Origin of the sequence: Streptomyces sp. NPDC046909 (genome assembly GCF_040644695.1) — a bacterium.
Lineage (GTDB): Bacteria > Actinomycetota > Actinomycetes > Streptomycetales > Streptomycetaceae > Streptomyces.
On sequence record NZ_JBEYXC010000012.1, the window covers coordinates 51356 to 64525 of the forward strand.

The window sequence follows — 13170 nt, forward strand, 5'->3', positions numbered from 1 at the left end:
CACCACCATACTGGCCACTTCTGGCGCGTATCCCACGACCGCTGGGGAAACCCACACCGGACTCGCACGTCCCGGTTGCGGCGAAGTGGTACGTCACTTGCCAAGTCGGACGGCATCGCCGCCCGGTTGCCGCCCCCGCCCAAGCGTGGCGCAGATCACAGCCGTAGCCATGCCGCCGAGCAGGAAGAGGTAGGAGCCGGTTCCCGCGCCGAAGAGGAAGTCGCCTTCGGGACGGCTCGCGGTGAGCAGGATGACGGCGAGCATCCAGCCGCCGGCGGGCGCGACGGCCCCGGCCCGGCTGCCGGTGCCCCACGCGCCGCCGAGACAGAGCCCGGCCTCCCCGGCGAGCGCGAGCAGCAGCCCGCCCGGGAACCAGCCGGACTGCACGAGCGACCCGGCCGCCCCGACGACCGCGCCGAGCACGAAGAGGCCGACGTACAGCACGGCCCGCCCCACGGACGGCGGCCGCAGCGGCTGGGCGAGCATCGATCCCTGGTCACTCATGACGCCTCCCCGGTGCCTGCGAAGAGGTCGGTCTCGCGCGCTCCGGGCGCCCGTTCCCCCCGTACCAACTCGTAGTACTCCGTCGTGAAGACCGGCTGCGCGAGGTCGTTGGAGAGGACGAAGTACGGCTCGGCGACCGTGACCTGTGTGGCGTGCGCGGCCATCGCGGCGGCCTTGGCGGCGGCGTACGCGGTGCCGTCGATCTCCGTGGTGATCCGCTCGTCGGCCACGACACCCGGTACGTCGTCCAGGACGCCGGGCTTGTCGAAGGGCAGCCCCGGCAGCACCTCGGCGAGCCGCTCGAAGGCCTCCTCGCCGACGGAGCGCGGGACGCGGTTCCAGTAGACCTTGGGGATCTCCCAGCCGGCCTCCGCCGCCAGGTCCGCGGCGCGCATGGCGACGCGGTGGGCCTGGATGTGGTCGGGGTGGCCGTAGCCGCCGTTGTCGTCGTAGGTGACGAGGGCGTGCGGGCGTACCTCCAGGATCACCTCGACCAGGTGGGCGGCCGCCTCGTCGACGTCCGCCCGCCAGAAGCAGGCGGGGTCGTCGTTGTCGGCGGTGCCCATCATCCCGGAGTCCTGGTAGCGGCCGGGGCCGCCGAGGAGACGGAAGTCCTGGACGCCGAGTGCGCTCATGGCGGCGGTGAGCTCGCCCAGCCGGTACTCGCCGAGGGCGGTGCCGGTGAGGTGCTGGAGTTCGGCGGGGATGACCTCGCCGTGTTCACCGAGCGTGCAGGTGACCAGGGTCACGAGGGCACCCTCGGCCGCATAGCGAGCCATCGTCGCGCCGTTGTTGATCGACTCGTCGTCCGGATGCGCGTGCACCAGGAGAAGACGCCGGGAGGGTGGTTCCGTCATGGGGACCACCCTAAAGGCGTCAGAACTTGATGCTGCTGATCATGCTGGCGACGCTCGTCGTCAGGTCGGTGATCGTGCCCGCCATCGTCGAAGAGGCCAGGTAAAAGCCGAGCAGCATGCAGACGACAGCGTGTCCCGCCTTCAGTCCTGACTTCTTGACCAGAAGGAAGACGATGATCGCCAGCAGCACCACCGCCGAAATCGAGAGTGCCACGGCGGCTCACCTCCAAAGATCCCAGGAACACGGGGGGTCGGACCAGGGGGCAGATAAATCCATACAGGTGCCAGCAGGTTCATACCCACTATGCGCTAGTGATCATAACTATCCGTGCGCGCGCATCCGTCGGCGCACGGCCGCACAAGGGGGCGCATGGCCAATATGGTCGGAGCATGACGACGACGTCCGACTCCTTCCCCCGCCGGCACGCCCGGACCCAGCGGTTCACGCTCGGCGCGCCGCGCGCGTTCACCGTGGCTCCCGACGGTTCCCGTGTCGTGTTCCTGCGCTCGTCCTCCGGTACGGACCGGGCGAGTTCGCTGTGGGTGCTCGACCCCGCGGACGGCGGGGAGCGCGTGGCCGCCGATCCGTACGCCCTGCTGGGCGGTGCCTCCGAGGACCTGTCGCCCGAGGAGCGGGCGCGGCGCGAACGCAGCCGTGAGGGCGGGGCCGGCATCGTCGGCTACGCCACCGACTCCGCGGTCGAGTTGGCCTCTTTCGCCTTGTCAGGGCGGCTTTTCGCGGCGGAGCTGCGGGCCGGCACGGCACGTGAACTCCCCACTCCGGGGCCGGTGATCGACCCGCGTCCGTCTCCCGACGGGCGGTTCGTGGCGTACGTCGCGCAGGGCGCGCTGCGGGTCACGGACGTGGCGGGCGAGGGCGACCGGGCTCTCGCCGAGCCGGAGCCCGCGGCGGGGTCGGCTCAAGTCACCTACGGGCTCGCCGAGTTCATCGCGGCCGAGGAGATGGGCCGGTCTCGGGGGTTCTGGTGGTCGCCGGAATCGGATCGGCTGCTGGTCGCACGCGTGGACGACACGCCGGTACGGCGCTGGTGGATCTCCGACCCGGCCCGTCCCGAGAGTGATCCACAGCACGTCGCGTACCCGGCGGCGGGGACGGCGAACGCGGAGGTACGGCTCTTCGTGATCGGCCTCGACGGGGTGCGCACGGAGGTCTCCTGGGACCGGGCGCGCTACCCGTATCTGGCGCATGTGCACTGGTCAGCGGCGGGGGCGCCGCTGTTGCTGGTACAGGCGCGGGACCAGCGCAGCCAGTTGTACCTGGCCGTGGACCCGGACTCGGGGTCGACCCGGATGGTGCACGCCGACGAAGATCCAATTTGGCTTGATCTTTTCCCGGGGGTGCCCTGCTGGAGCCCGTCCGGGCAGCTCGTGCGGATCGCGGACGAGGGGGGCGCGCGGGTCCTCGCGGTCGGTGAACGTCCGCTGACCGGGCCGCAGTTGCATGTGCGGGCGGTGCTGGACGTCTCCGACGACGACGTGCTGATCTCGGCGTCGGCCGGGGAGCGCGCGGCGGCGCCGGAGACGGGCGAAGTGCATGTGTACCGGGTGAACGAGCTCGGCATGGAGCGCGTCTCGCAGGAGCGGGGCGTGCACGGGGCGGTGCGCGCCGGGGGCGTGACGGTGCTGGTGTCGGCGACGCCGGAGCGGGCGGGGGCGCGGGCCCAGGTGCTGCGGGACGGGAAGGTGACGGCGACCGTCACGTCGTACGCCGAAGATCCCGGTATGTCCCCGCGCATGATCCTCACCGAGGGGGGCGCACGGCGTATCCCATGCGCCGTGCTTCTGCCTCAAGATCACGACGGTGTGACCCCGTTGCCGGTTTTGATGGATCCCTACGGTGGTCCGCACGGTCCCCGGGTCCTGGCCGCGCACAACTCCCATCTCACCTCGCAGTGGTTCGCCGACCAGGGGTTCGCGGTGGTCGTGGCCGACGGGCGCGGTACGCCGGGGCGCTCGCCCGCGTGGGAGAAGGCGGTCCACCACGACTTCACGGTGTCCCTCGACGACCAGGTCGAGGCGCTGGAGTCACTCGCGAAGTCCCACCCGCTCGACCTCTCCCGGGTGGCGATCCGGGGCTGGTCGTACGGCGGCTGGCTGGCCGGGCTCGCGGTGCTGCGGCGCCCGGACGTCTTCCACGCGGGGATCGCGGGGGCTCCGGTGACGGACTGGCGGCTGTACGACACCCACTACACGGAGCGGTATCTGGGCGATCCGGCGGCGTCCCCGGAGTCGTACGCGAAGAGTTCCCTGGTGACCGACGAGGGCCTCTCCTCCCCCGCCGAGCCGCACCGGCCGCTGATGATCGTCCACGGCCTGGCGGACGACAACGTGGTCGTCGCGCACGCGCTGCGGCTGTCCTCGGCGCTGCTGTCGGCGGGGCGCCCGCACGAGGTGCTGCCGCTGTCGGGGGTCACGCACATGACGCCGCAGGAGCAGGTCGCGGAGAATCTGCTGCTGCTCCAAGTGGACTTCCTGAAGCGGTCGTTGGGGCTGGCATAACCGCACAAACACCCGCGAAACGCGTTAACACGCAGGCAACTTGGCCGACCCGATCCCGATATACGGACGCGCCAGTCTAAAGAACGTACGGCCGTGCGGGTGCCGTAAACGGACCGGGGTGCGCCATGTCACCCCGGTCCGTTGCTTTGTGCCTCCTCCGGGGGAACCACCTGCTTCTCCTCGGCGAAGTGGCATGCCGAGTCATGGGCCGCGGGCCCCGTCGTCAGGCGGAACTCGCTCGGGACCGCCAGGGCCGGGACCTCCAGCGCGCAGCGTTCCTGGGCCTTCCAGCAGCGGGTGCGGAAGCGGCAGCCGGAGGGGATGTTGGTCGGGGAGGGCACGTCTCCCGCCAGGATGATGCGCTCCCTGTGTTCGCGGGCCTCCGGGTCGGGGACGGGGACCGCGGAGAGCAGGGCCTGGGTGTAGGGGTGCGTGGGGTGGTCGTAGATCTCCTCGTCCCTGCCGATCTCCACGATGCGGCCGAGGTACATGACGCCGACGCGGTCCGAGATGTGGCGGACGATCGACAGGTCGTGGGCGATGAAGACGTAGGAGAGGGCGAACTCGTTCTGGAGGCGGTCCATCAGGTTGATCACCTGGGCCTGGACCGAGACGTCGAGCGCCGAGACCGGTTCGTCGGCGACGATCACCTCCGGGCGGAGGGCCAGGCCCCGTGCGATGCCGATGCGCTGGCGCTGGCCGCCGGAGAACTGGTGCGGGTAGCGGTTGATGTACTCCGGGTTGAGGCCGACCACGTCCAGGAGGTCCTGGACCTTCTTCCTGCGGTCGCCCTTCGGGGCCACCTCGGGGTGGATCTCGTACGGCTCCCCGATGATGTCGCCCACCGTCATACGGGGGTTGAGGGACGTGTACGGGTCCTGGAAGACCATCTGGATGTTGCGGCGCACCGACTTGAGGGCCTTGCCGGAGAGCTTGGTGATGTCCTCGCCCTTGTACTTGATCGACCCGGACGTCGGCTGCTCAAGATTGACCAGCATCTTGGCAACAGTTGATTTGCCGCAGCCGGACTCCCCGACGATGCCGAGGGTTTCTCCCGTGTTGAGCGTGAAGTCCACACCGTCAACGGCCTTGACGGCACCGACCTGTTTCTTGAACAGAATGCCCTGGGTCAACGGGTAGTGCTTGACCAGTCCGGTCACTTCCAGGATCGGCTCAACCGTTGAGTCAACCATTGAGGCACTCCCTCCAGAAGTGGCAGGCGCTCGCCCGGTCCTCGGAGACCTCGTACAGCGGGGGTACGTCCGTCCTGCACACGTCCTGGGCCATCGGGCACCGGGGGTTGAACGCGCAACCCGGCGGGATGGCCATCAAGTTGGGCGGCAGTCCCTTGATCGCGTACAGCTCCTGCCCCTTCTGATCGAGACGGGGGATCGAGTCGAGGAGTCCTCGGGTGTAGGGGTGGGCCGGCGCCTTGTAGATGTCGTGCACCGGCGCCGACTCGACGATCCGGCCCGCGTACATCACCGCGATCTTGTCCGCGACGTCCGCGACGACGCCGAGGTCGTGGGTGATGAGGATGAGGCCCATGTTGTACTCGCGCTGCAACTCCGCGAGGAGGTCCATGACCTGGGCCTGGACGGTGACGTCGAGGGCGGTGGTCGGTTCGTCGGCGATGATCAGGGCGGGCTCCAGGGCCATCGCCATCGCGATCATGATGCGCTGGCGCATACCGCCGGAGAACTGGTGCGGGTACTGCCTGACCCGTTCCTTCGCGGCCGGGATGCGGACGCGGTCCATCAGCTCGACCGACTTCGCACGCGCGTCCTTCTTCGACATGCCCTGGTGGACCACGAACATCTCACCGAGCTGGTCGCCGACGCTCAGCACCGGGTTCAGCGAGGACAGCGCGTCCTGGAAGATCATCGCCATCTTGGCGCCGCGGACCTTCCGCCGCTCCTCCTCCTTCAGCTTCAGCAGGTCCTGGCCCTGGAAGAGGATCTCCCCGCCGGTGATCCGCCCCGGCGGCATGTCGAGGATCCCCATCACCGCCTGTGCCGTCACCGACTTCCCGGACCCCGACTCCCCCAGCACCGCGAGCGTCTCCCCCGCGTCCACCGAGTAGTTGACCCCGTTGACGGCCTTGGCGACCCCGTCCCGCGTCCGGAACTCCACCTGCAGATCACGCACTTCGAGCAGCATGACGACGGCTCACCTCAGCTTCGGGTCGAGGGCGTCGCGCACGAGGTCCTCGCGGACAGCGGACGCCGGTACGGTGACCGTCCGGGCGGTACTGCTCCTTCGGGCGGGCCTCTTGGACACCCCACGCACTCCACGCACTCCACGCACTTCCCGCGTCATCCCGCCGTCACCTCAGCTTCGGGTCGAGGGCGTCGCGGACCGCGTCGCCGAGCATGATGAACGCGAGGACGGTGACGGCGAGGGCGCCGGCCGGCCAGAGGAGCATGTGGGGGGCGTTGCGGATGTAGGCGGAGGCCGAGGAGATGTCGATGCCCCAGCTGACGGTGGGGGGCTTCAGGCCTACGCCCAGGTAGGAGAGCGTTGCCTCCAGGGCGATGTACGTGCCCAGTGCGATCGTGGCCACCACGATCACCGGGGCCACCGCGTTCGGGGCGATGTGGCGCAGCAGCTGGCGGGAGTTCGACGCTCCGAGCGCCTTCGCCGCCTGCACGTAGTCGTTCTGTTTGGCCGTGATGACCGAGCCCCGCGCGATGCGGGAGATCTGCGGCCAGCCCAGCAGCACCATGAAGCCGATCACCGGCCAGACCGTGTTGCTGGTGACCACCGAGAGGAGGACGAGGCCGCCCAGGACCACCGGGATCGCGAAGAAGACGTCCGTGATGCGGGACAGGATCGAGTCCCAGAAGCCGCCGAAGAAGCCGGCCAGTCCGCCGAGGACCGAGCCGAGGAGGGCGACCCCGAGCGTGGCGCAGACGCCGACCGTCACCGACGTACGGGCGCCGTACACGGTGCGTGTGTAGACGTCGCAGCCCTGACCGTCGTAACCGAAGGGGTGTCCCGGCTGGGAGCCCTCCTGGGCCTTGGCGAGGTCGCACTTGAGGGGGTTGCCGGAGGCGATGAGGGACGGCCAGAGGGAGATGACGACCAGGAAGAGGATGACCAGGCCGGAGATGATGAAGACCGGGTTGCGGCGCAGGTCGCGCCAGGCGTCGGACCAGAGGGAGCGGGGGCGGTCCGAGGGTCCCTGGCCGCTCCCGGGGCCCTTCTCCAGGGTCTCGCCCTCGCTCATCGCCAGGTCCATCGCCCCGCCCATGCCGGTCGCGGCGATCGCCCCGTCGGGCTCGTGAGGCTGCTCAGGCATAGCGGATCCTCGGGTCGAGTACGGCGTACAGGAGGTCGACGACCAGGTTGGCGACCAGGAAGACCAGGACGAGGACGGTCACGAAGCCGACCACCGTCTGGGTGTTCTGGCGGAGGATGCCCTGGTAGAGCTGGTAGCCGACGCCGTGGATGTTGAAGATGCGCTCGGTGACGATCGCGCCGCCCATCAGGGCACCGATGTCGGTGCCGATGAAGGTGACCACCGGGATGAGCGAGTTCCGCAGGAGGTGGCGGGTGATGACCCGGCGTCTCGGCAGGCCCTTCGCCACCGCCGTACGGACGTAGTCGCTGCGGCTGTTCTCCGCGATCGAGGTGCGGGTCAGGCGGGTGACGTACGCCAGGGAGACCGAGGCGAGGACCAGGCCGGGCACGATCAGCTCGCTGAAGGTGGCGTCCGTGGACACCGACGGTTTGATCCAGCCCCATTCCACGCCCAGCAGGAGCTGGAGCAGCAGGCCGGTGACGAAGGTCGGGATCGAGATCACGACGAGGGTCAGCATCAGGACCGAGGTGTCGACGGGCTTGCCGCGGCGCAGGCCCGTGACGACACCGAGCGTGATGCCGATGACGATCTCGAAGAGGATCGCGACGATCGTCAGGCGGATCGTCACGGGGAACGCCGTCGACATCAGCTCGGTGACCTTCTGGCCGTTGAACGCGGTGCCGAAGTCGCCGGTGAAGACGTTCCCCATGTAGGTCAGGTACTGCTGCCAGACCGGTTTATCGAGGCCGAACTCCTTCTTCAGCTGGGCGGCCGTGGCGGGGTCGCACTGCCGGTCGCCGCACAGGCCCGCGATGGGGTCGCCCATGACGTTGACCATGAGGAAGATGAGGAGGGTGGCGCCGATGAACACCGGGATCATCTGGAGCAGACGCCGGACGACGTAGCGTCCCATGGCAGGCTCAGCCGACCTTGATCTCGTTGTAGACGGGGACGCTGAACGGGTTCAGCTTGACGTTGGAGATCCGCTCCGAGTAGCCCGCGCTGCCGTTCTGGTACCAGAGCGGGATGGCACCCATGTTGTCCCGCAGCACCTTCTCGGCGTCCTGGAACGTGGAGACGGCCTTGGCGGTGTCGGTCTCGGCGTTGGCCTCGTCGACGAGCTTGTCGAAGTCCTTGTTGGACCACTTGCCGTCGTTGGAGGAGGCGTTGGTGTAGTAGAGCGGCTGGAGGAAGTTCTGGATGAGCGGGTAGTCCATCTGCCAGCCGGCCCGGAAGGGGCCGCTCATCTTCTTCTCGGTGATCTGGTTGCGGTAGTCGGCGAAGGTGCCGACGGGGTTGCCGACGCAGGCCTTGTCGTTGTCGAGCGCGTTGTTGATGGAGTTGCAGACCGCGTCGACCCACTGCTTGTGGGAGCCGGTGTCGGCGTTGTACGTGATCTTGATCTGGCCGCCGGGGAGGCCGCCGCCCTCCTCGATGAGCTTCTTCGCCGCGTCCGGGTCGTACTCGCACGCGTCCCCGCACAGGCCTTCCTTGAAGCCGCCCTCCTCGCCGAGGACCGGGGAGGTCCAGTCGGTGGCGGGGGTGCGGGTGTCGTTGAAGATCGTCTTGGTGATCTGGTCCCGGTCGATCGCCCGGGACAGTCCGGTGCGGACCTTCTCCATGCCCGCCTTGCTCCAGTCCTTGTCGTAGAACGGGAAGGCGAGGGTCTGGATGATGCCGGCCGGGGTGTTGATGTAGCGGTCGCCGAGGTCGGCCTCGACGTTCTTGAGCTGGGCGGCGGGGACGTCGTCGACGAGGTCGAGGTTGCCGGCCATGAGGTCGGTGTAGGCGGTGTTGTTGTCGGTGTAGACCTTGAGGGTCACGCCGCCGTTCTGTGCCTTGTCCTCGCCGGGGTAGCCGTCCCACTTCTTGAGGGCCATCTGGGAGCCCTTGGTGTACGACTCGATCGTGTAGGGGCCGTTGCCGATCGGCTTGGCGACCCAGGCCGCGTGGTCGGTGAAGAAGGCCTGCGGGAGCGGGGCGTACGCCGGGTAGCCGAGGGTGTCGGGGAAGGTCGAGAACTTCTGGTTGAGCTTGACGGTGAAGGTCAGGTCGCCGGTGACCTTCAGGCCGGAGAGCGTCTGGGCGGTCTGCTTGCTGCCGTCCTCGGGGTGGACCTTGTCGTAGCCGTCGATGTAGCCGAAGAAGTACGCGTTCTTCTGGTTGTTCTTGAGGCTCGCGCCGTAGTTCCAGGCGTCGACGAACGACTTCGCGGTGACCTTCTCGCCGTTGGAGAAGGTCCAGCCGTCCTTGACGGTGACGGTGAAGTTCTGCGAGTCGGTCGTCTCGATCTTGTCGGCGAGCATGTCCTCGGCCTTGCCGCTCTCCGGGTCGTACCGCTTCAGGGACCGGAAGATCATGTCGAGGACCTTGCCGCCCTGCACCTCGTTGGTGTTGGCCGGCTCCAGCGGGTTCTGCGGGTCGCCCCAGGAGGAGCTGAGCGTCGCGCTGCCGTCGCCACTGCCGCCGCCGCTGTCACTGTCCCCACCGCCGCAGGCCGTGGCCGCGAGGGCTACCGCCGCCGCGCATGCGGCCCATTTGGCGTGCGTGGCTCCGCGCATGGAGTGCCTCCTGTTTGACTGCGCCGTTTGACTGCGCTGTTCCGCTCATTCCGTTACCGGCCAATATCGGCGCAATGAGGGCAAACCGCACATGGATTGAGCCTTTCGGGGAACGTCGGACGTCTGGCGAAGTGGATCTCCATGGAGGGCGCAATGGATCTTCACCATCCGATGCCGAACCGTTGGATTGGGACCCTCCTATGTACGGATTTCGACACGCGACCGTCCGCATATCGAACTCATTGCCCGATTAGGGCAGTTGGCCCGATGTAAAACACGGATCGATCACGGCGCGCTACACGCGTAGCTACAGATTGGTCAAAGGAAGGCAAAGAAAGTAAAGAGAAACCCAAGTCGACCGAGAATTTATTGACCTTGAATGAATTGCGTTGAAAAAGTCCGGCGTAGCCCGTAGGGGAGTGCCCTGCGGAGTCATCAGACCCTCCCTTGGGCCAGGAGCACCATGACCCCCCCAACTCCATCTGCGGCTGCCCCGCTTGAGGTGACCGAAGAGACGGCAGAGAAGTCGATCACTTCTCCCGCTCCGAAGGCCAACGAGAGCAGGTCTCCTGGGCAGCTTGCTTGGCGCCGGTTCAAGCGTGACCGTACGGGCGTCATCTCCGCGTACATCGTGGTCTTCTTCTTCGTGATCGCGATCGCCGCTCCGCTCATCGCCAAGCTCTACGGCAAGAACCCGTACGACCAGTACGGCCAGGAAGCGCCGATCGGCACGCTGTTCAACGAGGCCGGCTACCCCATCAAGCCCAACGGCGGCATCGACGCCGACTTCTGGTTCGGCCTCGAACCGCAGATGGGACGTGACGTCTTCACGTTCCTGATCTACGGCATCCGCACCTCGCTGATGATCGCCACGATCACCACGATCCTGGTCACGGTCCTCGGCGTGATCGTCGGCGTCTCCGCCGGCTACCTGGGCGGAAAGACGGACTACCTCGTCAGCCGGGTCATCGACATCGTGCTGTCGTTCCCCTCCACGCTGTTCTTCATCGCCTTCACCCCGGTCATCTACGGACTCTTCTGGGCCGCCGACGAGGAGATCCCGTCCTGGGGTCGCGCCGTCTGTCTGATCGTGCTTCTGACGGCCTTCGGCTGGGCCTCCATCGCCCGTCTGCTGCGCGGCCAGGTACTGGCCCTGCGCGAGCGGGAGTTCGTCGAGGCGGCCAAGGTGACCGGCGCCTCCCCGGGCCGGATCATCTTCAAGGAACTGCTCCCCAACCTGTGGACGCCGATCCTCATCCAGTCCACGCTCGCCCTCCCGGCGTTCGTGACGGCCGAGGCCGGTCTGGCCTTCCTCGGCGTCGGCATCCAGGACCCGACCCCGGACTGGGGCGTGATGATCCAGCGTGGTGCGCAGTTCTACACGGACGACATCACCTTCATGATCTTCCCGGGCGTCTCGATGATCATCTTCGTCCTGGCGTTCAACCTCCTCGGCGATTCGGTGCGCGACGCACTCGACCCGAAGTCCAAGCGCTGAGTTCCCCGGCCCGGACACAGTCGTCCATCGGCCGTCAGCGGTAGCACGTCTCTCTCATCCATCACGTCTAGGCAGGTAAGCCATGTCTTTCTCTCGTAGAAACTTCCTGATCGCCACCGGTGTGGCGGCGGGAGCCAGCACCGTCCTGAGCGCATGCAGCAGCGGCAACGCCGGTGGCGCCGGCAGCAGCAAGGCTCCCTCGGTCGAGAAGGGCAAGGCCGCCGAGATAGCCGTCGGCACCGCCACCGACTCCAAGGGCCCCGCCCCGGAGATGCCGGGCGCGGTCAAGGGCGGCACGATCTACACCCTCGACCAGATCGACTTCGACCACCTGGACCCGGCGCAGATCTACTCCTCGTACACGGGTGCCGGTTCGGTCCTGTTCCTGCGCGGTCTGACGGGCTACCGCGTCGACTCCAAGGGCAACACCACCCTGGTCGGCGACCTCGCCACGGACGCGGGCACCGTCAAGGACGGCGGCAAGACCTGGTCCTTCACGCTGAAGGACGGCGTGAAGTGGGAGGACGGCGCGGTCGTCTCGATCGACGACGTCCGCCACACCTTCGAGCGCCTCTTCGCCGACTTCGTCACCGAGGGCCCCCGCTACCCGCAGGGCTGGCTCGAGGGCGGCGACAAGTACAAGGGCCCCTACGAGGGCAAGCACCTCTCCTCCATCGAGACGGACGGCAACACCATCACGTTCCGTCTGAAGGAGGCGCACGCCGACTTCCCGTTCATGCTCGCCATGCGCGGCTACTCGATCGTGCCCAAGGCCAAGGACACGAAGAAGAAGTACGACCAGCGTCCGTACTCCTGCGGCCCGTACAAGATCGAGTCCCGCAGCATCGACAAGTCCCTGACCCTCGTGCGCAACGAGAACTGGGACGCCAGCCTGGACCCGTGCCGCAACGGTTACCCGGACAAGGTCGTCATGCAGTTCGGCTTCCAGTCCCTGGCCTCCACGGACCGCTACATCGCCGACTCGGGCAACGACCAGTACGCGCTGTCCCTGCTGAACGAGGTCGCCTCCGAGCGCATCACCAAGGTGCTCGGCGACGCCACGCTGAAGGCGCGTGTGCTGACCCAGGTCGACACGACCTGCTACTACTTCCCGATCAACATGACGCGCATCAAGGACGTCAAGGTCCGTCAGGCGATCAACTACGCGTGGCCGGCGCAGCAGCTCAAGCAGCAGCGCGGTGGCGCCCAGGTCACCTCGACCGCCACCACGATCATCTCCCCGCTGACCCCGGGTCACGAGGACTTCGACCTGTACGGCAAGAAGACCAAGCCGACCGGTGACCCGGAGAAGGCCAAGGCCCTGCTGAAGGAAGCCGGCAAGGAGGGCCAGAAGCTGGTCATCGCCTTCCAGCAGTCCGACAAGGCCGTCAAGGAAGCCGTCACCATCAAGAACGCCCTCACCAAGGCGGGCTTCGACGTGGTGACCAAGCAGGTCGACAAGACCACCTTCTACTCCGAGATCGGTCAGCTGGACAACGGCTTCGACCTGTTCGCCGCGGGCTGGGGCCCGGACTGGCCGGCCGGCTACGCCGTCATCCAGCCCTGCTGGGACGGCAGCCAGATCGCCGACGGTGGCGTCAACTGGTCGCAGCTGAACGACACGAGCGTGAACAAGGCGATCGCCGCGGCCACCGCCATCACCGACGCGGACAAGGCCAACGCGGCCTGGGGCGCGATCGACAAGCAGATCATGCAGCTCGCGGCCTGCGTGCCCGACTACAACCCGATCCGGAACTATTTCTACGGTTCCAAGGTCGGCGGCGTGGTCTACAACGCCGGTGACACCTGCGTCGCCATCGGCAAGGTCTTCGCCAAGGCCTGACGTTTCCTCGGGGCGGCGGTCCGACCGACCGCCGCCCCGGCCCCGTCCACGCTCGCTCCCCACACCCCGGCGACGGCGCCCCG

11 protein-coding genes are annotated in these 13170 nt (G+C 67.6%); 3 read left to right on the top strand and 8 right to left on the bottom strand.

Features of this window, described 5'->3' with window-relative positions:
• Positions 1-93: 93 nt before the first annotated feature.
• Genes ABZ928_RS34155 through ABZ928_RS34165 form a run of 3 tightly spaced genes read right to left on the bottom strand, consistent with a single transcriptional unit; the run spans position 94 to position 1575 of the window.
• Positions 94-504, bottom strand: a complete 411-nt coding sequence (locus ABZ928_RS34155; protein ID WP_361527498.1) for a DUF6113 family protein — start codon at positions 502-504, stop codon at positions 94-96.
• Positions 501-1361 (bottom strand): N-acetyl-1-D-myo-inositol-2-amino-2-deoxy-alpha-D-glucopyranoside deacetylase, encoded by an 861-nt coding sequence (gene mshB / locus ABZ928_RS34160; RefSeq protein WP_361527500.1) that lies wholly within the window; start codon positions 1359-1361, stop codon positions 501-503. The genes ABZ928_RS34155 and mshB overlap by 4 nt, the downstream gene beginning before the upstream one ends.
• A gap of 19 nt (positions 1362-1380) precedes the next feature.
• On the bottom strand, positions 1381-1575 hold the full coding sequence (locus ABZ928_RS34165; RefSeq protein WP_361527502.1) for a hypothetical protein: 195 nt from the start codon (positions 1573-1575) through the stop codon (positions 1381-1383).
• 176 nt (positions 1576-1751) lie between these two features.
• On the opposite strand from ABZ928_RS34165, the gene ABZ928_RS34170 reads away from it, so the two are divergent.
• Positions 1752-3881, top strand: a complete 2130-nt coding sequence (locus ABZ928_RS34170; protein WP_361527504.1) for a prolyl oligopeptidase family serine peptidase — start codon at positions 1752-1754, stop codon at positions 3879-3881.
• A 128-nt stretch (positions 3882-4009) separates the two neighbouring features.
• Here ABZ928_RS34170 and ABZ928_RS34175 read toward each other — a convergent pair whose 3' ends face one another.
• The 5 genes from ABZ928_RS34175 to ABZ928_RS34195 all read right to left on the bottom strand — a co-directional run bounded on the left by ABZ928_RS34175 (position 4010) and on the right by ABZ928_RS34195 (position 9746).
• Positions 4010-5074 (bottom strand): dipeptide ABC transporter ATP-binding protein, encoded by a 1065-nt coding sequence (locus ABZ928_RS34175; protein ID WP_361527506.1) that lies wholly within the window; start codon positions 5072-5074, stop codon positions 4010-4012.
• A complete protein-coding gene (locus tag ABZ928_RS34180) occupies positions 5067-6041 on the bottom strand; it encodes an ABC transporter ATP-binding protein (RefSeq protein ID WP_361527508.1) in 975 nt (324 codons plus the stop codon). The genes ABZ928_RS34175 and ABZ928_RS34180 overlap by 8 nt, the downstream gene beginning before the upstream one ends.
• A 166-nt stretch (positions 6042-6207) precedes the next feature.
• Complete coding sequence (locus ABZ928_RS34185; protein ID WP_361527510.1) at positions 6208-7182, bottom strand: ABC transporter permease; 975 nt, start codon at positions 7180-7182, stop codon at positions 6208-6210.
• Positions 7175-8098 (bottom strand): ABC transporter permease, encoded by a 924-nt coding sequence (locus tag ABZ928_RS34190; protein WP_361527512.1) that lies wholly within the window; start codon positions 8096-8098, stop codon positions 7175-7177. The genes ABZ928_RS34185 and ABZ928_RS34190 overlap by 8 nt, the downstream gene beginning before the upstream one ends.
• 7 nt (positions 8099-8105) lie before the next feature.
• Positions 8106-9746 carry an ABC transporter substrate-binding protein gene (locus tag ABZ928_RS34195; RefSeq protein WP_361527514.1) on the bottom strand — a complete coding sequence of 547 codons (1641 nt, stop codon included), beginning with the start codon at positions 9744-9746 and terminating at the stop codon, positions 8106-8108.
• Positions 9747-10248: 502 nt separating this feature from the next.
• Between ABZ928_RS34195 and ABZ928_RS34200 the strand changes: the two genes are divergently transcribed.
• Entirely contained in the window at positions 10249-11244 is a 996-nt protein-coding gene (locus ABZ928_RS34200; protein WP_361527516.1) for an ABC transporter permease, read from the top strand.
• A gap of 82 nt (positions 11245-11326) precedes the next feature.
• Positions 11327-13087 (top strand): ABC transporter substrate-binding protein, encoded by a 1761-nt coding sequence (locus tag ABZ928_RS34205; RefSeq protein WP_361527518.1) that lies wholly within the window; start codon positions 11327-11329, stop codon positions 13085-13087.
• The last annotated feature ends 83 nt before the right edge of the window (positions 13088-13170 follow it).

Excerpts from the sequence above, each read along its gene's own strand:
- ABZ928_RS34170 (WP_361527504.1), top strand. The coding sequence starts at position 1,752 with ATGACGACGACGTCCGACTCCTTCCCCCGCCGGCACGCCCGGACCCAG.
- ABZ928_RS34190 (WP_361527512.1), bottom strand. The coding sequence starts at position 8,098 with ATGGGACGCTACGTCGTCCGGCGTCTGCTCCAGATGATCCCGGTGTTC.
- ABZ928_RS34205 (WP_361527518.1), top strand. The coding sequence starts at position 11,327 with ATGTCTTTCTCTCGTAGAAACTTCCTGATCGCCACCGGTGTGGCGGCG.
- ABZ928_RS34195 (WP_361527514.1), bottom strand. The coding sequence starts at position 9,746 with ATGCGCGGAGCCACGCACGCCAAATGGGCCGCATGCGCGGCGGCGGTA.
- ABZ928_RS34175 (WP_361527506.1), bottom strand. The coding sequence starts at position 5,074 with ATGGTTGACTCAACGGTTGAGCCGATCCTGGAAGTGACCGGACTGGTC.
- ABZ928_RS34185 (WP_361527510.1), bottom strand. The coding sequence starts at position 7,182 with ATGCCTGAGCAGCCTCACGAGCCCGACGGGGCGATCGCCGCGACCGGC.
- ABZ928_RS34180 (WP_361527508.1), bottom strand. The coding sequence starts at position 6,041 with ATGCTGCTCGAAGTGCGTGATCTGCAGGTGGAGTTCCGGACGCGGGAC.
- ABZ928_RS34155 (WP_361527498.1), bottom strand. The coding sequence starts at position 504 with ATGAGTGACCAGGGATCGATGCTCGCCCAGCCGCTGCGGCCGCCGTCC.
- mshB (WP_361527500.1), bottom strand. The coding sequence starts at position 1,361 with ATGACGGAACCACCCTCCCGGCGTCTTCTCCTGGTGCACGCGCATCCG.